This is a genomic window from Janthinobacterium sp. 35, assembly GCF_002754575.1.
Classification (GTDB): Bacteria; Pseudomonadota; Gammaproteobacteria; order Burkholderiales; family Burkholderiaceae_D; genus Janthinobacterium; species Janthinobacterium tructae.
On sequence record NZ_PEFN01000001.1, the window covers coordinates 4,891,652 to 4,912,440 of the forward strand.

The following is a 20,789-nucleotide window of genomic DNA, read 5'->3' on the forward strand; positions in this document are numbered from 1 at the left end:
ACCGTAGACGAGCTTGCCATGTGGCGGGCTCGGGCGCACAGAAAAGGCAGGGCAGGAAAATTAATAACAGCGACGTTGATTCCGCCGTACTGCAATCCGCACTGGCTGCCGATTTGCATCGGGCCATGCTGGTTGCCAAGGTGCGCCAGGAAGCGGAAAAAGATTTACCCACCTTGACCAAGGCGGAACTGGCCGAACTGTTGTTCGAGCAAGTGGGCCTGAACAAGCGCGAAGCGAAGGATATGGTCGAGACCTTTTTCGACGAGATCCGCAATGCGCTCGAGCGTGGCGAGGCTGTCAAGCTGTCCGGTTTCGGCAATTTCCAGTTGCGCGACAAGCCGCAGCGGCCGGGCCGCAATCCGAAGACGGGCGAAGAGATTCCCATCACGGCACGCCGTGTCGTGACTTTTCATGCGAGCCAGAAGCTGAAAAGCATGGTCGAAGAGACCAGTCCGCTGGCACGTGCTGCCTGAGTGAGTGGCGATGAACGAGCGCATCAGTAAAACCGAGTTGATCGCCTTGCCGCCCATTCCGGCGAAACGCTATTTCACGATCGGCGAGGTGAGTGAGTTGTGCGGCGTCAAACCGCACGTACTGCGCTACTGGGAGCAGGAGTTTTCCCAGCTCAAGCCGGTCAAACGACGTGGCAACCGCCGTTATTATCAGCACCATGAGGTGCTGCTGATACGCCGTATCCGCGAATTGCTGTATGAACAGGGCTTTACCATCAGCGGCGCGCGCAACAAGCTCGATAGCCGTGGCGCATCGCATGCCGTCCCCGACGAGTTGCCTGTGCTGCCGGCCATGCCTGTCGTGCCGCAGGAAGCACCGCTGGACCGCGTGTGGATACGCAATGAATTAATTGCGATTTTAAACTTGCTAAAATAAGATTTGTACCAATATAGGTCGGGTTGTCCGATACCGGCCAACTAGCTTACTTGGATTGCATGGGCTTGCCGCCCGGGCGCTGCCGCTAGCCTGCGGCGCGCCATATTTTGAATATAATGTTAATGTTGCGTTTTTGTTAGTGACGCTAAGCCGGAGCAGCGTGCAGGTTCCGGTAGTCTTTCCCAGGCCAGGAAAATTTAAGGGGAAACAATGATACGCGTTGCCATTTGTGATGATCACCAAATAGTACGAGCTGGATTCAAGCAGATTTTTTCGTCGTCAAGCGATTTCAGTGTGGTGGCGGAAGCCGGTACGGGGCGCGAAGCGCTCGATATCGCCCGCCGCGAAATATGCGATGTATTGCTGCTCGATATAGCCATGCCCGATCAGAGCGGCATCGATACCTTGCGCACGATCCGCCAGGGCCAGCCGGAATTGCCCGTGCTGATACTCAGCGGCTATCCCGCGCAGCAATACGCGCTGAACCTGTTCAAGATGGGCGCGAATGGCTATCTGAACAAGGAATGCGAAGCCGATGAGCTGATGACGGCCGTGCGCACCGTGTTCCAGGGGCGCCGCTACGTCAGTTCCACGGTGGGCGAGTTGCTGGCGCAGTCGTTCGACCGCGACACGAATGCGGCCCTGCATACGGAATTGTCGGACCGCGAGTTCCAGGTCTTCCTGCGCCTGGCGCGCGGCGCGACCGTGTCCGATATCGGCGTGGCCTTGTCGTTGAGCATCAAGACAGTGAGTACTTACCGTACGCGCATCATGGAAAAAATGGGCTTGCAATCGAACAGCGACTTGACCTATTACGCAATGAAAAACAATTTGCTTGACTAGCGCTGCGGTGCGATCATGGAAACATGATCGCTCAGCCAGCTAGCCAGCACGACTTGTGCAGTGCAGCAGTCTGTGGCGAGGACTATAATTGGCCGGCGCCGGCGCTATTTCTTGCGCCGAACCTTGCTAAGGATGCACATCAGGATGTATTTCACCGTTGAACCGGCCCCGAATCACCGCCTGCCCCTGTACAAGACGATCCTGTGCGTCACTTGCGCCTTGCTGCTTGTGCTCAATGGTTTCAGCCTCTATCATAACTTGCAGTCGCTGAAGGGCACGAATGCCTTGCTCAGCCAGAGCGCCCGCGTGGCGGACCGCCTGCAGTACTTGAACGTGCTCGTGCTCGATGCGGAAAGCAGCTTGCGCGGCTATTTCATTTCCGGCTCCGAAACGTATCTGGGCCCGTCGAAGACGGCTGCCACCGAAATCGACAACGAATTGAACGAGCTGCAAGCCTTGCTCGCGGGCAGTCCCACCCAGCTGAAAAACCTGGCGCAATTAAAAAGCTTGATCCGCCGCAAGATGTCGATGCTGCAAGAGTCGATCGAGGTCTACAAGCAGGGCGGGCTGGCTGAAATCGTCAATATCTCGCGCGTGACCGATGACCGCGCCACCATGGACGAAATCCGCCTGCAGGTGGTGATCATGACGCGCGAACAGAATGAAGCGCTGTCGTCCGGCAGCGCCGCCTTTTATCATGAGTACCAGAAAGCCGTGCTGCTTGGCATCGGCATCAATGCCCTGGCCATCCTCGTGCTGATCATGTTTTACCAGCTGGTGCGGCGCAGCTTCCAGAACCGCGCGGCCGTCGAGTATGCCCTGCAAAATGCCAACGACACGCTGGAATCGACGGTCAGTAAGCGCACGGAGCAATTATCCGTGCTGTCGCGCCATTTGATCAGCGTCAATGAAGTGGAGAAGGCGCGCCTGGCGCGTGAGCTGCACGATGAGCTGGGTGCCCATTTGACGTCGATCAGCATGGACCTGGGCGCCGTCACGCAGCAACTGGCGCACACCCAGCCGGAACTGGCCGCGCAATTGCGCCGCGCCAAGGCGACCCTGCTGGAAACGGTGGAACTGAAGCGCCGCATCGTCGAGGATTTGCGCCCCAGCCTGCTCGATAACCTGGGCCTGTGCGCCGCCATCGAAAGCTATTGCGAGGATTTTGCGCGCATGAGCTCGGTTCGCTGCGAAACGGACGTGGCCATCAATATCGATAACCGCGAAGCCACCCTGACGATTGCCCTGTTCCGTATCGTGCAGGAATCGCTGACGAACATCCTCAAATATGCGCGCGCCGGCATGGTCAGCGTGACCTTGAAGCGCAATGAACACGGCCTGGTGCTGCGCGTGATCGACGACGGCATCGGCATCACCGAGGATGCGCTGCAAAAACCCATGTCGCACGGCTTGCTGGGCATGCGCGAGCGGGCCTTGCTGCTGGGCGGCACCCTCACCGTGCGCCAGGGGCCGGAAGGCAAGGGCACTTGTGTGGAAGCCGTGATTCCGCTGCCGCTGACGCCGGAACCGGAAGAGCTCGACGAAGACGCCAGCGTGTGAGTGTTTTTGGATGCAAAAAAATGGCCGGGCATGCAGCCCGGCCATTTTTTTATCTATGCAGATCAGCAGCGGTTCAGCAGCGCGACACGTCGCGCAGCAAGCGGTCGTATTCCGTCTTGGCGACCTTGTAGCACTCGCCCGCATAGCACTCCAGGCCGGCGCGGTCCAGCACCGTGATATTGCCACGGCGATAGTGGATCAAGCCTTCATCTTGCAGTTTGCCGGCGGCGGCCGTGATGCTTTCGCGGCGCACGCCCAGCATGATGGAGATGAGCTCTTGCGTCACTTTCAATTCGTTCGATGGCGAACGGTCCAGGCGGTCCAGCAGCCAGCGGCACAGCTTTTGCTCGATCGAGCTGTGGCGGCCACCGACGGCGTTCTGCGCCATTTGCGCAAACAGGGCGTTGGTGTAGCGCATCAGCAACTGGGGCAGGGCGCCGCCTTGATTGAAGGCATCGCGCAAGCTTTGCGTTTTCAGGCGGTAACCGTAGCCGGCGCTTTGCACGACGGCCGTGCACATGGCGCGCTCGCCTGCCAGCAGCGAGGCACCCGCCACGCCTTCATGGCCGACGACGGCGATTTCCGTCGTGGCGCCATCTTCCATGACATACAGCAGCGAAATGATGGCGGTGGTGGGGAAATAGCTGTATTCCAGGTTGTTACCGTAGGCATACAGTTCCTTGCCGAAAGGCAGTTCTACCAGTTCCAGGTCTTCGAACAGCGATTCGAGCGCGGCGCGTGGCAGGGCGGCCAGCAATTCATTTTGTTGGGCACTGCTGAGGCTAACCCGCGACGCAAGCTTGATTTCCCGTCCAGCCGCCGGCATGGCGCGCGGCAGCAACTGGTTCTTCTGGACCGGGGTGATAAGTTGAGTATGGCTCATAGTATTCCTCACAGGCTTTTTACATCGGAGTGCGACTGCCGCGTTGCTGGTTAAAAAAAGCTGCCGTACTCATGTTGTAACGGCGTTTTTTTTCGACCGCGCGGTGCAGATCGCGATGTAGCTACTTTAAGAGCTTATGTAAGTGGCGAACATAAGATTAGCAGTCGCCACCTTGTAGTCTCTTTTGAGGCGAAATTGTAGTCCTTGTCCTACATGCACACTTTAGCCTAGCTAGCCTTGCGCCGTTCTGCGCGATTTTGTGATATGACGCGTGGCTTATTGGCGCTCCACAGGCCGGCCGGCCGCACGCTGGGCAAGCCGTCGCGCATGCTTGCTGCGGGCGCCGGGCGCGTACCTGGCACCTCGTGCTGCCCCAGGCGGAAGCGGCTGACGGCCTGCGTCAGCGCCTCGCCCTCTTGGTGCAGGCGCTGCGAACCGGCGCGCGCCTCGTCGACCAGGCCCGCGTTCTGGCGCGTCATGTCGTCGATTTGCGCCAGCGCGCCGTTGATGCGGGCGATCTCGCCATTCTGCTCGGCGCCGGCGCTGCTGATGCGCCCGATCACCACGGCCACCTGCTGCACCGCATCGACGACTTGCCGCATAGTGTTGCCGGCGGCATTGACGAGCTCGCCGCCCGCATCGACGGTGGCCACGGAATCGCCGATCAGGCGCTTGATTTCCAGCGCCGCCTCGTTCGAGCGCTGCGCCAGGCTGCGCACTTCGGCGGCGACGACGGCAAAGCCGCGTCCTTGTTCGCCGGCTCTCGCCGCTTCCACGGCTGCGTTCAGGGCCAGGATATTCGTCTGGAAGGCGATGCCGTTGATGACGCCGATGATGTCGACGATCTTGTGCGAGCTGGCCTTGATCGAGGCCATGGTCTCGACCACGGCGCCCACCGTTTGCCCGCCGCGCAGGGCCACGTCGGCCGCCGTCGCCACCAGCGTGCGTCCCTGTCCTACATGGGCTTCATTGCGGCCCACGGTGGCCGTCAGCTCGCGCATCGAGTCCACGGTGGCGCCCAGCGCGTCCGCTTGCGTGGCCGTGTGGCCGGACAGAGCCGCATTGCCCTGGGCGATATCGGCGCCGGCCGCCGCGATGACGGCCGCGCCGCCGCGGATTTCCTGCACCAGGGTGGCCAGGCCGTGCGTCATGGCGCCGAAGTCGCGCACCAGGTCGCCAATTTCATCATGCGCCTGCGAGGTGATGCGCTGCGACAGGTCGCCGGCCGCCGCCGCGCCGACGGCCAGGCGCAATTGCGTCACATCGCGCGCGAACGCGGCATAGAAGCCCGCGCACAGGTAGGCGGCGGCCAGCAGCACCAGCAACATGGCCGCCAGGATCAGGCCGCGGCGTGCCTCGTCGCGGGCGATGCGCTGCGCCAGCAAGTCGTCCAGCGCGCTGGCCGAGGCGCCGGACAGCGCGTGCAGGGCGTCGATGGCCTGCATGCCGGCCGCGTGGAATTGCGCGCCCGAGGTCTGGTCGTAGGAATTGGTCACTTCATTTTTCGTGCGTTCGAGGAAGGCCAGTGCCGTCGGTACGGCTTTCAGGGCCGGCTGCAGGCTGGCGCGCAAGGCCGGCTTGGCGACGAGGATTTCGTCGAAGCGGGCCGGCAGGCGTTCCAGTTCGTGGCGCGCGATCAGGGCGTTGGCGTTGACGAGTTGATCTTCGTTCGCTTCGAACAGGCCCGTGTCGATGTAGGCCGCGCCGCGCCCGGCGATGTCGGACAGGCTCTCGGCCAGGTCGGGCAGGGTGGCCGTGAAGACGGCGCTCAGGTGGTTGGCGCCTGCGTCCGGGTCGAGGCTCAGGTGCGAACGGTCAGCCACCAGCTGGCCCAGTTTGGCCGCCTGGCGCAGCAGCGCCGTGTGCGCCGCATAGCTGTCGCGCGCCGCGAGGCCCGCCTGGCGGCCCAACAGGGCTTGCCACTGCTTGGTCAGCTCGGCCGCCTGGGGCAGGCCGGCGCCGGCCGGCAAGCGCGCCAGGGACGTCAGCGCGGCCGTGATGCGCGCATTGACGGCCGAGTTGTCCATGCCCGCCTTGCCGCTCAGGCGCAAGTGTTCCAGGCCGCGCCGTTGCTGCAGCAGCCGCGTGCCTTCCTGCAACTGGCGCACATAGGCCACGCCCCGCTGCGCATCCTGCGCCTGGGCCAGCGACTTGCCCAGCTCCGAGATCAGCAGGGTGGTCGCCAGCGCCAGCGGCAGCAGGAAGACCAGGCAGACCAGCATGAATTTGGGCAGCAGGCGCAAGCGCTGCATGAGGCGGATGGCGGGGGTAAGGAGGATTTTCATCGGTTTTCCAGGGTAGGGTGACAACATTTCTGCAATGCAATGTTGCCTGCGGATTGTGACCTCTTGATGAAGTGGGCAATTTTGCTTTCCGCCCGAGTGAAGCAGTTCACACGGAAGTGCGATCCTTCTGTAAAATCGAGGGTTTTTTGCGAGGGCCATATTATGGTCACCAATATGGCCAACGAGAACGACATCACTACCCCCGATTCCAGCGACAATGCGGACAACGCCGCAGCGTCAGCCAGCAGCAAGGCGCCTGCCGTGATCGCGCGCGAAGTGGCGCGCCGCCGCACCTTCGGCATCATTTCCCACCCGGATGCGGGTAAGACCACGCTGACGGAAAAACTGCTGCTGTTCTCGGGCGCGATCCAGATGGCCGGTACCGTCAAGGCGCGTAAATCGGGCCGCCACGCGACGTCGGACTGGATGGAAATCGAGAAGCAGCGCGGCATTTCCGTCGCCTCCTCGGTGATGCAGTTTGAATTTCGCGGCCACGTCGTCAACCTGCTCGACACCCCGGGCCACCAGGACTTCTCGGAAGATACCTACCGCGTGCTGACGGCGGTCGACTCGGCGCTGATGGTCATCGATGCGGCCAAGGGCGTGGAAGCGCAGACGATCAAGCTGCTGGCCGTCTGCCGCATGCGCAATACGCCCATCGTCACCTTCATGAACAAGATGGACCGCGAGACGCGCGATCCGCTGGATCTGCTCGACGAACTTGAATCGGTGCTGAAGATCCAGTGCGCGCCCGTCACCTGGCCGATCGGCATGGGCAAGAACTTCCGCGGCGTGTATCACCTGCTGAACGACGAGATCATGCTGTTCAAGGCCGGCGAAGAAAAAGCCGACGGCGCCTTCGAAATCATCAAGGGCATCGACAATCCGCGCCTGCAGGAGATGTTCCCGCTCGAGATGGACCAGTTGCGCATGGAAGTGGAGCTGGTGCACGGCGCATCGAATCCGTTTAACCTGGAGGAATTCCTCTCCGGCGTGCAGACGCCCGTGTTCTTCGGTTCTGCCATCAACAACTTTGGCGTGCGCGAGATTCTCTCGGCGCTGGTCGACTGGGCGCCGGCGCCGCGCGAGCGCGACGCGACCGTGCGCTCGGTGGCGCCGTCCGAGCAGCCGTTTACGGGTTTCGTCTTCAAGATCCAGGCGAACATGGATCCGGCGCACCGCGACCGCATCGCCTTTTTGCGCGTGTGCTCGGGACGTTTCGAGCGCGGCATGAAGGTCAAGCATTTGCGCCTGGGGCGCGAGATCAAGGTGTCGAACGTGGTGACCTTCATGGCTTCCTCGCGCGAACAGGTGGAAGAAGCGTACGCGGGCGACATCATCGGCTTGCCGAACCATGGCAACATGCAGATCGGCGACAGTTTTTCCGAAGGCGAGATGCTGACCTTTACCGGTATTCCCTACTTCGCGCCAGACTTCTTCCGCTCAGTGCGCATCCGTAATCCCTTGAAGATCAAGCAGCTGCACAAGGGCTTGCAGCAGCTGGGCGAAGAGGGCGCGGTACAGGTCTTCAAGCCGGTGCAGGGCGGCGAACTGGTACTGGGCGCCGTCGGCGTGCTGCAGTTCGAGGTGGTGGCGAGCCGCTTGCTCAACGAGTATGGCGTCGACGCCGTGTTCGAAGGCACCAGCATCAGCAGCGCGCGCTGGGTCAGTTGCGACGACAAGCGCATCCTGCAGGATTTCGAGAACGCGCTGGGCCACAACGTGGCCTACGATGCGGCCGGCAACATGGCTTACCTGGCCACGTCGGGCGTGAACCTGCGCCTGACGGAAGAGCGCTGGCCTAAGCTGACGTTCCACGCGACGCGCGAGCATTCGGCCAAGCTGGCTTGATGTAGCGGGTGATGTCGGATTACGCGCTGCGCGCTAATTCGACCTACGCCGACCTACGCCGACCTGCCTGTTCATGGTGTGCTGCTGTAGGTCGGATTAGCGGCGGCACGCCGCGTAATCCGACACCATCGTTGGCGCAATTCAAGCCGGCATGACGGTGCGCGTACTCCAGTCGCGCCGCTCCAGCAGCAATGCCGTCAACTGCGCCGCCGTCATCGGGCGCGCGAAGAAAAAGCCCTGCACGTTGTCGCAGCCGGCTTTTCTCAAAAACTCCACCTGCTGCAGCGTTTCCACGCCTTCGGCCACCACTTTCAGATGCAGGCTGTGCGCCATGGCGATGATGGCAGTGACGATGGCTTCGCCTTCGCCGGGCAGGTCGTGCACGAAGCTGCGGTCGATTTTCAATTGATCGATCGGCAGGCGCTTTAGGTACGACATCGAGGAATAGCCGGTGCCGAAATCGTCGATCGACAGGTGGATGCCCGTGTCCTGCAGGCGCCGCATCAGTTCCACGTTGGCGTGGATATTGTCCATCAATACCCCTTCCGTGATTTCCAGCTCCAGCAAGCCATGCGGCAGCTGCGTCTCGTGCAGGATGGCGCGGATATCGTCCATCAGGCCCGGGTCGCGCGCCTGGCAGGCCGACAGGTTGACGGCCACGTGTTCGAGCGAATCGAGCAGGCCGGCCTTGCACCAGCTGGCCGCCTGGCGGCAGGCGCTTTGCAGCACCCAGCGTCCCAGCTCGACGATGATGCCGCTTTCCTCGGCCACGGGGATGAATTCGCTGGGGCTCAGCTGGCCCATCTCGCGGCAGTTCCAGCGTACCAGCGCTTCCACGCCGACGATGCGCCCGCTGCGCAAGTCGATCTGCGGCTGGTAGTGCAGATACAGTTCCTCGTTTTGCAGGGCGCGGCGCAGGTTCGCCTCCATGCGCAGGCGGCGCTGGGCGCGCAATTCCATTTCGGCCTTGAACACGGCATAGCGGTTCTTGCCCTGGTGCTTGGCGTGGTACATGGCCGTGTCGGCATTGCGCGTGAGGGTGGCCACGTCCTGCGCATCGAACGGATACAGGCTTACGCCGATGCTGGCGCTGACATATAGCTGGTGGCCTTCCAGCGCGAACGGCGCGGCCAGCACGGCGAGGATCTTGCGCGCCACGCTGGCCATTTCCGAAGCGTCGTCGGCCGGTTCGACGATGACGACGAATTCGTCGCCGCCGATGCGGCAGATGATGTCGGTGCCGCGCAGGATCGCCACCAGGCGCTCGGCGACGAGTTTGAGCAGCTGGTCGCCGCAGTGGTGGCCCAGCGTATCGTTGACCACCTTGAAGTTGTCCAGGTCCAGCAGCAGCAGTCCCACGCTGCTGTCCTGGCGGTCGGCGCGCGCCAGCGCGTAGGCCAGGGCGCCGTTGAATTCATGGCGGTTCGGCAGTTGCGTGACAGGGTCGACGTGGGCCAGGTAGTGCAAATGGCTTTCCGCATGCTGGGCGGCGGTGCGCGTGCGGCGCACCATCAGGACCGTCAGGCCGAACGCACACAGGCAGACCAGCAGGGTGAAGGCGGCAAATTGCGCCAGGCTGCCGAACAGCGGCGCCAGGCTGGCGCGCAGATACAGTGCGCCGCCACCGGGCAGGTTTTGCAGGAGGGCGGCGCTGCCGTCCAGGTAATCGATCTGCAGGCCGCTGCGCGGCGCTGCGGGCACGGCATCGCTGGCGCTGCGCGCGTAGCGGGCGAATGGCGTGCCATACGGACTGAAGAGCAGTGCTTGCCGGACATGCGGGGCGGCGGCGAGGGGCGCGAGCACCTGTTGCGCCGCCAGGCGATCATCGTGGCGCATGGCCTGGGCAGCGGCTGGCGCCAGCATGTCGGCCTGGATGCGCAGGTCGCGCTGGAGCGATGCCTGGAGGGAAAACAACTGGAAGAGGACCAGCAGCAGGCTGGCCGTGGCCAGCATGGCCGCTGCGGCCAGCAAGTTCAGCCTGGCTATCCGGTCACCGCGCAACTGCACCGAGGGCAGCATCAATGGCAGCATCATGACGCCTTCTCCTGCCGGCCCCGCTTGCTGCCGCCCCGTGTGATCCCGCCTCGCCCTGCCATACTTTGCGTTCCAGTCTGATGAAAACCGAAGTGAGCCGGAACTCTCAACGTGTTGCTAAGTGTTGCTAAGGCCGACATCTTGTCATTTTGCGGCGTGAAAGTACAGCGTACGCGGCAATTTAGTGGGCATGCCGCAAGCCGGTAGCCGCATGCAAGGCGACAAGTCAGGCGGAAAAGGCGGGACGTGTCTTTCGAATAATAATGTAATCTGAATTTTAATCCTTTTTTTAGCGGCGGGTTTTTGCCCCTAAAAACATGCTGCAGGTAAACAAAATGTCATGCAGAGTAACTTGCATGCCTGCAGCCGTCACGGCAGGGATTAACTTTTTGTCCGTATCGGCCAGTGCAAGTCATTGATTTTAATAAATTTTAATGAAGAATGCGAGAACGCTATGGCCTTGCTCCGCGAGTTCGTCCATAATCCGCTGATGATGGACGTTCTGATGCTGTTTATTTTGTCTGCTGCGGCCAAGTAAACTGCCGCCAGCAAAACCGGACGTCGCCCTAATGATCAATAGTGAGGATATCTTGGAAAAAAAACCAAAAATTATTTTGTCGTCACAAGACCTGGAACGACTGGAAGCGTTGTTGTATGCCTTGGGAAATAACTTGTCGCCGGACAAGGCCGCCTTGCTCGATGAGCTGGGCCGTGCCGAGGTGCTTGAGCCGCAAGAAATACCGCCCACCGTCGTGACGATGAATTCCACCGTGCGCTTCACGGTGGAAAACAAGGAAGAATTCTGCCTGACGCTCGTGTATCCGAAGGATGTGGAAGGCCAGGCCGACCGCATTTCCGTGCTGGCGCCCGTCGGCAGCGCGCTGCTGGGCTTGTCCGTCGGCGACAGCATCGCCTGGCCCATGCCCGGTGGCGTGGTGAAGGTGAAAATCGAGGAAATCGTTTACCAGCCTGAACGGGCCGGCGAATACCACCGCTAAGCGCGGCAAGCAGTGATGGCGGACGGCGCCTGCCGTTCGCCTGCCAGGCCGTGTTCCCAATAGTCAACTATTGCGTTGCACGCGCACCACCAGCCATCCCGCCACCACCGTGAACGTGACGATGATGGCGACGATGATCCAGAAGCCCTGCGGATGCTGGGCCAGCGGAATTCCCCCCACGTTCATGCCCAGCATGCCGGCGATGATATTGATCGGCAAGGCCAGCACGGTGACGATGGTCAGCACGAACAGGCTGCGGCTGTTTTCCTCGTTGACCCTGGCGGCAATCTCTTCCTGCAGCAGCTTGATGCGTTCCTGCAAGGACGACATATCGCTGAGCACCACGGAAAATTCTTCCGTCGACTGGCGCAGTTCCAGGCTGTCCAGCTCCGACACCCACGAAGGCGGGCGTTGCAGCAGGCGGAACAGGGCTGCCGGTTCCGGCGCCAGCAGGCGCTGCAGCCGTACCAGCACGCGCCGCATGGCGCCCAGGTCTTCGCGCTTGGGCACCAGGCGCCCGGCCAGCAAGTGGTCTTCGATATCGTCGACCCGCGCCACGGCATCGCGCACGATGTTGACCAGCACGTCAGCCTGATCGCGCAGCAGATGGATCAGCAGTTCCACCGACGAGCGGATCGGCTCGTGGTTCTTGATGACGGCCTGGCGCAAGCGCTCGATCGACTGCAGCGGCGCGCGGCGCGCCGTGATGACGAGGTCTTGCGCCACACTGGCCCACATGGTGGAAATGTCGGACGCTTCGAACGAGAAATTGTGCACCACATCGTTGACCACGGCGATCAGGGTGTTTTCTGCCTGTTCGATACGCGTCGAGCGGGAACCCTGGTGCAGCGTCTCATAGAATTCGTCGGCCAGCTGCGTATGCGTCATCAGCCATTTTTCGCTGGCCGCGTGCGATAAATTGAAATGCAGCCAGACGAATTGCTGCGCCGGCCTGGCCGCGCCATCGGCCAGCCAGGCCAGTGCGGCCGCCGAGTCGAGCGCCAGCGGCTGCGCTTCGCGGCCAAACAGGAAGCCCCAGACCAGGCCCGAGGTGTCCGAGCCGTAGGTAAAACCGGCAGTTTCCATCGCCATCGTGAATCTTTCTCGCGCAGTGTAATTGATCGTCGCGCGATTTTAATACACGGATGTGTCGGGAAAATGACAAGGCCACCGCGATGGGTGGCCTTGGTGGGGACTACAACCGCATTTTAGTCGCGGCGCGGATTATCGGGCCTGCGGTCATCGCGGTTCGGTACGCCATCGCCGTCGCGGTCGTGGCGGTTGCCATTGTCGCGGTCATGGCGGTTGGGGATGCCGTCGCGGTCGCGGTCGCCGTTCGGTCCGCGTGGCGACCAGCGGCCTTGCTCCATCTGCCAGCGGCCATCGCGCTGGTTCCAGGCGGGTGGCGCATACGCATAGCCGGGGCGTTCGGCGATCCACACGCCCGGTGTCCAGGCGTAGCGCTGGCTGCGCCATTCCCAGTGGCCTGGCGCCCAGGTGTAGCCGTGGCGCGCGCGCGGGATGGCTTCGCGGCGTGGTGGCGGCGGGGCGATGCGGATGTCGTCATAGCGCACGGGCTGCATTTGCGCGGCGACCCAGCCGCCACGATCCAGGCGCCAGCGGTTGTTCTCTTGTATCCAGGCGGCGCGGCGGTACTGGTTGCCGCCGCGTTCGCGCAGCCATTCGCCGCCGCTCCAGACATGGCGCTGGCCGTCCCAGTTCCAGTAACCCGGTGCCCAGACATAGCCGGCGCGCGGCACGGGGGCGCGTTCAAAGCGTGGTGGAGGCGGGGCGTTGCCGACGACAATGCTCACGCCGAGCTGATTCTGTGCCATCGCCTGCGCCGGCAAAAAGGCCGCGGTGCTGATGGCAAGCATGGCTGCTGCGTAGAGTGCGATGGGTTTCATGGTGTGCTCCATTTCGGTGATTGCGTGAAATGGACTATAGGCGCTTGCTGGCGGTTTTTCGCCTTTGATTCAACTTATTACAATTGACACAATGCTGTGTGTCCGTGTATCCGTGGCCGATACAAATGGCGGCCTGGCGCGTGGCTATGTACGCTGCGCCAGGCGGCATACGCTCAGCATCGATGGCTCACAGGGTGCTGGCGGTGGCGTTGCCCAGCAAGGCTTGGCGTTCCTCGATCAGCGAGATTTTCTTTTCCTGTTCCGTCAGGCGCTTGGCGCTGACCACCACGACGGGGATGGCGCTCGCTTGCGCCGCAGCGGCGGTCCTGGCTGCCGATGGCTGCATGAAGCTGACATAGCTGGCGCCGCAAGCGATGGCGACGGCGACGGTGAAGATGGCTTCCATGTTTTTCAACGTTTTCATGATGCTTCCTTTCGGGTGGCGGGTGGGTATGCATGCACTGTAGCCAAGGGCGCGCCAGCGCGCCATGCGGATGCGACCAACCGTGGTTTTGGCGGGATGGCCTGCAAAAAAACGGCGCTGAAATGCCAGCGCCCGGGGCTGGCGGGCGACCGCTTGAATTGAGGCCTAATTAGCCCTGTATCCGTGCATATGAATGCACTTGCCGCATGGCATTATTTAACGCTGCACACTGCCGCGCGCGGCAAGTGCAAGGCCAGCTGTCCTGCTAGAATCGGCATGGCGGCCCCGTCGCGTGGATAAAAATATCATCAGGAGTCACATATGTTCCAATTGTTTGGTTTTGGCGGCGCCCGCTGCCCGCGTTGCGAGCACAAGAACGGCGCTGCCGCCGGCTATTGCGCGCAATGCGGCTTGTCGCTGGGCGCCCCCGACAGCGACGCGGTGCTGCATGCCAACCAATGGCATCTTGCTGATGGGCAACTGGCCCTGTTCTTCGGCGTGCGCGAGCTGTCCTCGCTGTTCGGCGGCGCGGCGCGGCGCCTGCAGGTGCCGGCCGAGTCGCGCGCCTGGATCGTGCAATCGGACGCTTTCACCTTGATACCGGCCGGCGACTACGACAGCGCCGCCTTCTTCGCGCGCCTGCCCGCGCTGCTGCCGGCGCGTCCGGCCGAAGTGCTGATCGCGCGCGCCGACGCCGTGCATCTCGAATTCGACCTGCCCGGCCTGGCCAGCACGGAACTGCTCAACGTCGCCGCGTCCTTGCGTATCGATATCGCGCTGGGCCAGCCCGATGCGTTCGCGCGCCAGTTCATGCGCGCGCCGGGTGCCGTCACGCGCGCCCACCTGCACGCCTTGCTGCTGCCGTCCGTGCGCCAGATTGCGCTGGAATTCATCGGCAGCCGCGCGCTGCGCGAGATGGATGCGAATGCGGATCTGCGGCCCGAATTGAACGAACGCCTGCAATCGGCGCTGACGCAACGGCTGGCGCCATCCGGCCTGGCCGTGGCGCGCGTGGAGACGCTGGCGCTACGCCATGACAAGCGCGACGGCAACGCCGACGCCGCCATCGGCACCCTGTGGCTGGGCGGCTTGCCGGCGCAGGAACTGGAGCAGCACAGCCTGGAGCGCATGAAACAGCTCGACCAGTTGTATGACGAGGAAGAGTGGCAGCGCATCCGCCGCGAAGAACTGGCGGCGCGCCATGCGCATCGCCGCGCCGAGCTGCAGCAGGATGCGACGCTGGAAAAAGCGGAGCTGGGCCACCAGGAAGCGGAGCGCCTGCAGGCGCTGCGCGGACGCCAGATCGACCTGTATGGCCGCATCCTGGAAGCGAAATCGCGGCGCCAGGCGCTCGACCACGGCGCCGCGCTGGCGCTGGGCGAGCTGGAACAGGAACTGGCGCAGAAGGGCGCACAGCGCGCCGATGAAACGGCCAACTGGGAACACGTGCGCGCGCTGGCCGCCATCAAGATGCGCAGCGAGCTGGAACTGTCGCAACTGCATGGGCGCGAACAGATCCAGCTGGCGCAGCAGCGCTTTACGCATCAGGTGCACTTGCAGTCGATCGCGCAGCAGATCGAAAGCGCGCTGCTGATCGACGACGAGACGGGCCGCCGCACCCAGCTGGCGCGCCTGCGCCAGGCGGAGGCGGATGCGGCCCAGCGCGAGGCGCAGCTGGAGGCGGAGCAGCACCAGGCCGCCTGGCAGGGCCTGATGCTGGCGAATGCGGCGCGCAAGCGCGAAGCGGAGCGGGTGCAGGAGTGGGAAGACCAGATGCAGCTGGCGCGCCAGCGCGAATTGCTGCGCGCCGAGGCGCACAAGGATGCAGCGGCGCAGGTGCAGGCGGCGGACATCGCGGAGAAAGTGGCGGCGCTGCGGCGCGGCGGCGCGCGCGAAGACGCCATCGCGCAGCAGGAAAAGCTGTTGCGCACCATCGAGGCCGATGGCGTGCACGCGCGCCAGCTGCAGCAGCAGTCGCAGCTGGCGCAGCTCGACGCGCTGGCCATCGAGGAACAGCGCCAGCAGCTGCGCCAGCTGGAACAGGAAGCGCAATGGCAGCGCGACTTGCTGGCCATGGCGCAGCAGCGCGAAAGCGATTACGCGCGCTGGAAGGGTGAATACGAAGCCCTGCTGGCGCAGCAGGCGCATGCGGCAGAACTGGCGCGCATCGATATCGACCGCATCGAGAAAATCGGCAGCTTGAGCGACACGGGCAAGCTGGCCATGGCCGCCGGGCAGAATGTAAGCGCGCTGGCGCAAGTGCTGAAAGTGCAGCTGCAGGCGGGCATGAGCGCCGAGCAGATTCACGCGCTGGCGGCGCTGGCGGCGGCCGAAAACAGTATCGCGCCGCTGGACGCCATGCGCATGGCGCAGGATAGCGTGGCGCAGGAGCGCAGCTACCTGGAAGGCCAGGCGGAACGCGAACGGCGCCAGCAGCTCGACCTGATCAATTTGCAGAACGCGGCGCACGCGCATGGCCTGTCGGCGCAGGCGCAGCTGGGTGTGGCCGTGGCGCAGGCGCTGCAGCCAGGCGCGGCCTCTGCCGCGCCGGCCCGCTGCAAGAACGGCCATGCGCAGCGCGCGGGCCATCCGGAAGATAAATTCTGCGCCGCCTGCGGCGTCGCCCTGCAGCCTTGATGGAAGCGTTTCACCCCAGATGATGCAAAAAGCACGAGACAAACTGCGGGAACTGCGCGCCCTCCATGACGACGGGCTGCTCAGCGAGCAGGAATTTGAGCGCCGCAAGAATGCCATCCTCGACGCCGAGTACGCGCCGCCCGGCGCCGCACCTGTGGCCGCGCCGCTGCCGGTGCGCCAGGGCACGGAGCTGGGCTTCATGACGGGCCAGGAAATCGGCCCGCAAAACCGCCGCTACCGGCTCGAACGGCTGATCGGCACGGGCGGCATGGGGCAGGTGTGGCAAGCCACCGACCTGGCCACGCACGCGGAGCTGGGCAGCAGCGAAATGGTGGCGCTGAAGATCTTGCCGCCGCAGTTGACGCAAAGCGCCACGCACGCCAAGCTGCTGATCGAGGAAGCGACCCAGGCGCGCAAACTCGCGCATGAAAACATCGTGCGCGTCTACGAGTGGGCGCAAGATCCTGCCACGGCCAGCTATTTCATCATCATGGAATGCCTCGATGGCGAAGACCTCGAACACTACCTGGGCCGCCAGGGCGCGCTGCCGCTCTCCAGGGTGCAGGAATTGCTGCAGCCGGTGGCCGAGGCCCTGTCGTATGCGTGGGAAAAGCACAAGCTGGTGCACCGCGACATCAAGCCGGGCAATGTCTTCCTGACGGCGAAGGGCGATATCAAATTGCTCGATTACGGCATCGCCACGCGCGTGCGCAATGCGGACAGCAGCCTGGCGCTGGACATGCCGAACGCGGGCACGCACGGCTACCGGGCGCCCGAGGCCGGCGCCAACCAGCGCCAGCCTAGCCCGCGCCTGGACGTGTATGCGGTGGCCGTGATGATTTACCAGATGCTCGAAGGGCGCATGCCTTTCGACGATGCGCGCAGCGCCAGCCATTTGCCATCAACCCCGCAAGCGCTCAATGCGGCGCAGTGGCAAGTGCTGCAGAACGGTTTTTCGCTGACGGCGGAATTGCGGCCGCTATCGGTGCAAGCCTTGCTGGAAAATCTGGAGCGTGCTGCCGGGCCGTCGCCCGAAGAACTGGCGGAACAGGCGCGCCAGCAGCAGGCGCGCACGGCGCAGCAACAACGGCAGGCGGCGCTGGCCGCCGAACAGGCGCGCGAGGAAGAGATCAAGCGGGCCCGGATACGCCAGGAAGAACTGGACCAGCGGCGCAAGGCGGAAATCCATGCCGCCGCACTGGAAAAGCAGCGGCAGGACAAACTGCGCCGCGAACAGGAGGCGCAGCGCCATTTCGAAGCGGAAGAGGCGCGCAAGCTGCGCAAGGAAGCGCTGCGCGGCCAGTTGCGCGCGCGCCGCGAAGCCGACGCCGCCACGGCCTTGCAGGAGCATCAGGAATTGCAGCGCAAGGCCATCGTCGCCAAGGCGGAGGCGGCCTATCGCGCCGAGCAGGAACGCGCGCGTCGCGCAGAGGCCAGCCGCGCCGCCGCGTCGGTCCCTGCGCCGGCATCCGCGCCGGCGCCAGCAGCGGAATCGGAACATGTGCAAGCGGTGGCCAATGCCGAAGGCATCTTGCGCGACGATTTCCTCGATGGCGCGGGGCAGGGCCCGGAACTGGTGCTCATTCCCAGCGGCCGCTTCCAGATGGGCGCGCACGAGGCGGAGCACAAGGCCGCCATCCAGGCCGGCTCGCTGCAGGCCTGGCTGGAACGCGAGACGCCGCAGCACTGGGTCGGCATCGAGCGCCCGTTCGCGCTGGCGCGCCACCCCGTCAGCGTGGGCGAATGGCGCGCCTTCGTCAAGGCGACCGGCTGGGGGGGAGGTTCCGAGACGGACTGGGACAATCCCGGTTTCGTGCAAACCGACCTGCACCCGGTGGTCGGCGTGAGCTGGAATGATGCGCAGCTGTACCTGGCCTGGCTCAGCGAGCGCACCGGGCGGCAGTACCGCCTGCCCAGCGAAGCGGAATGGGAATACGCCTGCCGCGCCGGCACGCGCACGGCCTTCAACGTGGGCGACACGATCAGCACCGAGCAAGCCAATTACGACGGCCTGTATGTCTACAACGGCGGCCCGCGCGGCGTGTACCGGGGCGGCACCACGCCGCTGGGCAGCTTCGCGCCGAATTCCTGGGGCTTGTTCGACATGCATGGCAATGTGTGGGAATGGGTGCAGGACGTGGTGCACGACAATTACGACGGCGCGCCAGTCGACGGCAGCGCGTGGGAAGAGGGCAGCGACAGCAGCCGGCGCATCCTGCGCGGCGGCTCCTGGCTGTATCACCCGCGCTATCTGCGCTCGGCCCTGCGCAACGCTTTTTCCACCGTGCTGTCGAACGACATCGTCGGTTTCAGGGTGGCGCGCACGCTCGATTAATTTATTGTTAAATATGTCATCTTGGCCGATACTTCATGCACCTTAACCGTGCCGGAGTGTCCGTGTTCAAACGCCGCCTGCTGTCCATCGTGTTCGCCTGCCTGCCCGTCTCTGTCCTGGCCAGCGACTTGCCCTCTTATCCCTTCATCCATGCGACGGGGACGGCGTTCAGCTTTGTCTTGCCCGACCTGGGCGAGATCGATTTCGACGTCAGCGTCTTCGACCCCTCGCCCGAAGCGGCCACGCTCCTCGTGCAGACGCGCATTACGGAAGTCAAGGCGCTGCTGGTGGAGCAGGGTTTGCCCGAGGCGGCGGCCGGCATCGAGGTGCGCGACGTGCGCAAGGAAATCCGCAAGGGCGCGGAACAGGACCCGGCCAATCCGCAGTACCTGATCAAGGCCAGCGTGCATATCAATGTGGCGGACCTGTCGAAATGGCCCGCCGTCATGCGTCCGCTGCTGGCCATGCCCAACCTCGATGCGTTTGCCGTCACCTTCGGCGCCACCGAACGCATCCGCCTGGAAGAGGAATTGATGGGCGAAGCCGTCAAGGATGCACAGCGCAAGGCCGATGCCATGGCGCGCGGCTTCGGCAAGCGCGTGGGCGCCGTGGCCGGCATCTCCTCGGACCAGCTGAAAAACCTGGGCAATGCGGTGGGCCTGGTGCCGTCCGACCGTTACCAGCGCGCGAACAGCCGCCAGCGGCAAAATCCCGACGACATGCTGATGGTCACCGTCATGAAGATGGGGCAGACGGTGGACGCCCTGTTCCGTATCAAATAGCCTGGCGCCCGGGGAGCTGGCTGCGCAAAGCGGGCAAACGGTGTAAATTGTGGCTTTCCAAACGCTCCAAGGAACGCCATGACCATCAAAGCCATCCGCGACCAGTCGCAACCCATGCGCCACATCGTGCACGTGCGCGATCACATCATTTCCGCCGACGCCTCGGTGGCTGAAGGCGGCGGCGATGCCGGTCCTTCGCCGCACGACCTGTATGACGCGGCCCTGTCGGCCTGCAAGGCGCTCACGGTCGTCTGGTACGCCAAACACAAGGGCATCCCCCTGGAACATGTGGAAGTGTCGACCGAGCGCGATGCCAGCGAAGAGCGCAAGGGCGTGTACCGCCTGGCCGCCACCCTGCACCTGACCGGTGACTTGAGCGACGCGCAGCGCCAGGAATTGCTGGCCGCAGCCGGCAAATGCCCGCTGCATAAATTGATGACGGCTGTGACCACCGAAGTGACGACGGTGCTGGCATGAGCGCGGCCATCCTGAAAAGCCACGAAAAGGACCTCGGTGGCGGCTTTGTCGTGCGGCGTTTGCTGCCGTCCGCCGTCAAGCAGGCCGTCGGCCCCTTCATTTTCTTTGACCATTTCGGCCCCATCGACGTGGCGCCAGATGCCAACCACGACGTGCGCCCCCATCCGCACATCGGCCTGGCCACCGTCACCTATCTGTTCGAAGGCGCGATCGACCACCGCGACAGCATCGGCTCGTACCAGCGCATCGAGCCGGGCGCCATCAACTGGATGACGGCCGGGCGCGGCATTGTGCATTCCGAGCGCACGCCGCTCGACCTGGCCGGCCAGCCGCACCGCACGCACGGCTTGCAGCTGTGGGCCGCGCTGCCCAAGGCGCATGAAGAAGACGAACCGAGTTTCACGCACACGCCGCAGGCCGAGATTCCCGTCGTGGCGCTCGATGGCGCCGTCGTGAAAGTGTTGATCGGTTCGGCGTTTGGCCAGACCTCGCCCGTGCGCACCTACATGCAGACGCTGTACCTGGACGTGGCGCTGCAGGCGGGGCGCGAGCTGCGCCTGGAAGGCTTGCCGCCGGAAGCGGCGATTTACCCGATCAGCGGCGAGGTGCTGCTCGATGGCGTGGCGCTGGTGCCGCATACCATGGCGCTGCTGGAGGCCGGCGCCGTGCCCGTGGTGTCGGCAGGCAGCGGCCCGGTGCAGTTCGTGGTGATCGGCGGCGAGCCGCTGGACGGCCACCGCTTCCTGTTCTGGAATTTCGTCTCGTCGAGCAAGGAGCGTTTGTCGCAGGCGGCCGACGACTGGAGCGCCCAGCGCATGGGGCAAGTGCCGGGCGAGACGGAATTCATCCCGTTGCCGAAGGCGCCCCTGCGCCCGGCGACCTGAG

17 protein-coding genes are annotated in these 20,789 nt (G+C 63.8%); 11 read left to right on the top strand and 6 right to left on the bottom strand.

Features of this window, described 5'->3' with window-relative positions; all coding sequences use genetic code 11:
• The first annotated feature begins 125 nt into the window (after window positions 1–125).
• The 4 genes from CLU93_RS21870 (at window position 126) to CLU93_RS21885 (ending at window position 3,291) form a co-directional block, all read left to right on the top strand.
• Window positions 126–473: an integration host factor subunit alpha gene (locus CLU93_RS21870; protein ID WP_010399205.1), complete on the top strand. Its 348-nt coding sequence runs from the start codon at window positions 126–128 to the stop codon at window positions 471–473.
• Between the two features lie 10 nt (window positions 474–483).
• A complete protein-coding gene (locus tag CLU93_RS21875; protein WP_099763282.1) occupies window positions 484–888 on the top strand; it encodes a MerR family transcriptional regulator in 405 nt (134 codons plus the stop codon).
• A gap of 210 nt (window positions 889–1,098) precedes the next feature.
• Window positions 1,099–1,731 carry a response regulator gene (locus tag CLU93_RS21880; RefSeq protein ID WP_034783185.1) on the top strand — a complete coding sequence of 211 codons (633 nt, stop codon included), beginning with the start codon at window positions 1,099–1,101 and terminating at the stop codon, window positions 1,729–1,731.
• Between the two features lie 144 nt (window positions 1,732–1,875).
• Window positions 1,876–3,291, top strand: coding sequence for a sensor histidine kinase (locus CLU93_RS21885; protein WP_099763283.1), 1,416 nt, complete (start codon window positions 1,876–1,878; stop codon window positions 3,289–3,291).
• 73 nt (window positions 3,292–3,364) lie between these two features.
• On the opposite strand, the gene CLU93_RS21890 is transcribed toward CLU93_RS21885, so the two are convergent.
• Window positions 3,365–4,174, bottom strand: a complete 810-nt coding sequence (locus tag CLU93_RS21890; RefSeq protein WP_099763284.1) for a Crp/Fnr family transcriptional regulator — start codon at window positions 4,172–4,174, stop codon at window positions 3,365–3,367.
• A gap of 227 nt (window positions 4,175–4,401) precedes the next feature.
• Window positions 4,402–6,459, bottom strand: coding sequence for a methyl-accepting chemotaxis protein (locus CLU93_RS21895; RefSeq protein WP_099763285.1), 2,058 nt, complete (start codon window positions 6,457–6,459; stop codon window positions 4,402–4,404).
• A 162-nt stretch (window positions 6,460–6,621) separates the two neighbouring features.
• On the opposite strand from CLU93_RS21895, the gene CLU93_RS21900 reads away from it, so the two are divergent.
• Window positions 6,622–8,310 (top strand): peptide chain release factor 3, encoded by a 1,689-nt coding sequence (locus CLU93_RS21900; protein WP_373629862.1) that lies wholly within the window; start codon window positions 6,622–6,624, stop codon window positions 8,308–8,310.
• Window positions 8,311–8,451: 141 nt separating this feature from the next.
• Here CLU93_RS21900 and CLU93_RS21905 read toward each other — a convergent pair whose 3' ends face one another.
• On the bottom strand, window positions 8,452–10,344 hold the full coding sequence (locus tag CLU93_RS21905; RefSeq protein ID WP_099763286.1) for a putative bifunctional diguanylate cyclase/phosphodiesterase: 1,893 nt from the start codon (window positions 10,342–10,344) through the stop codon (window positions 8,452–8,454).
• Between the two features lie 590 nt (window positions 10,345–10,934).
• On the opposite strand from CLU93_RS21905, the gene rnk reads away from it, so the two are divergent.
• Window positions 10,935–11,342 (top strand): nucleoside diphosphate kinase regulator, encoded by a 408-nt coding sequence (gene rnk / locus CLU93_RS21910; RefSeq protein ID WP_162835757.1) that lies wholly within the window; start codon window positions 10,935–10,937, stop codon window positions 11,340–11,342.
• Window positions 11,343–11,405: 63 nt separating this feature from the next.
• Here rnk and CLU93_RS21915 read toward each other — a convergent pair whose 3' ends face one another.
• The 3 genes from CLU93_RS21915 to CLU93_RS21925 all read right to left on the bottom strand — a co-directional run bounded on the left by CLU93_RS21915 (window position 11,406) and on the right by CLU93_RS21925 (window position 13,673).
• Window positions 11,406–12,434 (bottom strand): transporter, encoded by a 1,029-nt coding sequence (locus CLU93_RS21915; RefSeq protein ID WP_180287907.1) that lies wholly within the window; start codon window positions 12,432–12,434, stop codon window positions 11,406–11,408.
• Window positions 12,435–12,550: 116 nt separating this feature from the next.
• Entirely contained in the window at window positions 12,551–13,249 is a 699-nt protein-coding gene (locus CLU93_RS28655; protein ID WP_243420276.1) for a YXWGXW repeat-containing protein, read from the bottom strand.
• Between the two features lie 187 nt (window positions 13,250–13,436).
• Window positions 13,437–13,673, bottom strand: coding sequence for a hypothetical protein (locus tag CLU93_RS21925; protein WP_099763287.1), 237 nt, complete (start codon window positions 13,671–13,673; stop codon window positions 13,437–13,439).
• A gap of 321 nt (window positions 13,674–13,994) precedes the next feature.
• Here CLU93_RS21925 and CLU93_RS21930 point away from each other — a divergent pair, with 321 nt between their 5' ends.
• The 5 genes from CLU93_RS21930 (at window position 13,995) to CLU93_RS21950 (ending at window position 20,788) form a co-directional block, all read left to right on the top strand.
• On the top strand, window positions 13,995–16,310 hold the full coding sequence (locus tag CLU93_RS21930) for a hypothetical protein (RefSeq protein WP_099763288.1): 2,316 nt from the start codon (window positions 13,995–13,997) through the stop codon (window positions 16,308–16,310).
• A 19-nt stretch (window positions 16,311–16,329) separates the two neighbouring features.
• A complete protein-coding gene (locus CLU93_RS21935; protein ID WP_165829488.1) occupies window positions 16,330–18,645 on the top strand; it encodes an SUMF1/EgtB/PvdO family nonheme iron enzyme in 2,316 nt (771 codons plus the stop codon).
• 62 nt (window positions 18,646–18,707) lie between these two features.
• On the top strand, window positions 18,708–19,427 hold the full coding sequence (locus CLU93_RS21940; protein ID WP_243420275.1) for an SIMPL domain-containing protein: 720 nt from the start codon (window positions 18,708–18,710) through the stop codon (window positions 19,425–19,427).
• Window positions 19,428–19,505: 78 nt separating this feature from the next.
• Window positions 19,506–19,904: an OsmC family protein gene (locus CLU93_RS21945; protein WP_099763291.1), complete on the top strand. Its 399-nt coding sequence runs from the start codon at window positions 19,506–19,508 to the stop codon at window positions 19,902–19,904.
• Window positions 19,901–20,788, top strand: coding sequence for a pirin family protein (locus CLU93_RS21950; RefSeq protein ID WP_099763292.1), 888 nt, complete (start codon window positions 19,901–19,903; stop codon window positions 20,786–20,788). The genes CLU93_RS21945 and CLU93_RS21950 overlap by 4 nt, the downstream gene beginning before the upstream one ends.
• Window position 20,789: the final 1 nt, after the last annotated feature.

Bases quoted from the DNA above. Each gene is read 5' to 3' on its own strand.
- CLU93_RS21930 (WP_099763288.1), top strand. From the start codon at position 13,995: ATGTTCCAATTGTTTGGTTTTGGCGGCGCCCGCTGCCCGCGTTGCGAG.
- CLU93_RS21870 (WP_010399205.1), top strand. From the start codon at position 126: ATGCTGGTTGCCAAGGTGCGCCAGGAAGCGGAAAAAGATTTACCCACC.
- CLU93_RS21895 (WP_099763285.1), bottom strand. From the start codon at position 6,459: ATGAAAATCCTCCTTACCCCCGCCATCCGCCTCATGCAGCGCTTGCGC.
- CLU93_RS21935 (WP_165829488.1), top strand. From the start codon at position 16,330: ATGATGCAAAAAGCACGAGACAAACTGCGGGAACTGCGCGCCCTCCAT.
- CLU93_RS21950 (WP_099763292.1), top strand. From the start codon at position 19,901: ATGAGCGCGGCCATCCTGAAAAGCCACGAAAAGGACCTCGGTGGCGGC.
- CLU93_RS21900 (WP_373629862.1), top strand. From the start codon at position 6,622: ATGGTCACCAATATGGCCAACGAGAACGACATCACTACCCCCGATTCC.
- CLU93_RS21880 (WP_034783185.1), top strand. From the start codon at position 1,099: ATGATACGCGTTGCCATTTGTGATGATCACCAAATAGTACGAGCTGGA.
- CLU93_RS21885 (WP_099763283.1), top strand. From the start codon at position 1,876: ATGTATTTCACCGTTGAACCGGCCCCGAATCACCGCCTGCCCCTGTAC.
- CLU93_RS21915 (WP_180287907.1), bottom strand. From the start codon at position 12,434: ATGGCGATGGAAACTGCCGGTTTTACCTACGGCTCGGACACCTCGGGC.
- CLU93_RS21875 (WP_099763282.1), top strand. From the start codon at position 484: ATGAACGAGCGCATCAGTAAAACCGAGTTGATCGCCTTGCCGCCCATT.
- CLU93_RS21925 (WP_099763287.1), bottom strand. From the start codon at position 13,673: ATGAAAACGTTGAAAAACATGGAAGCCATCTTCACCGTCGCCGTCGCC.
- CLU93_RS21905 (WP_099763286.1), bottom strand. From the start codon at position 10,344: ATGATGCTGCCATTGATGCTGCCCTCGGTGCAGTTGCGCGGTGACCGG.
- CLU93_RS28655 (WP_243420276.1), bottom strand. From the start codon at position 13,249: ATGAAACCCATCGCACTCTACGCAGCAGCCATGCTTGCCATCAGCACC.
- CLU93_RS21945 (WP_099763291.1), top strand. From the start codon at position 19,506: ATGACCATCAAAGCCATCCGCGACCAGTCGCAACCCATGCGCCACATC.
- CLU93_RS21890 (WP_099763284.1), bottom strand. From the start codon at position 4,174: ATGAGCCATACTCAACTTATCACCCCGGTCCAGAAGAACCAGTTGCTG.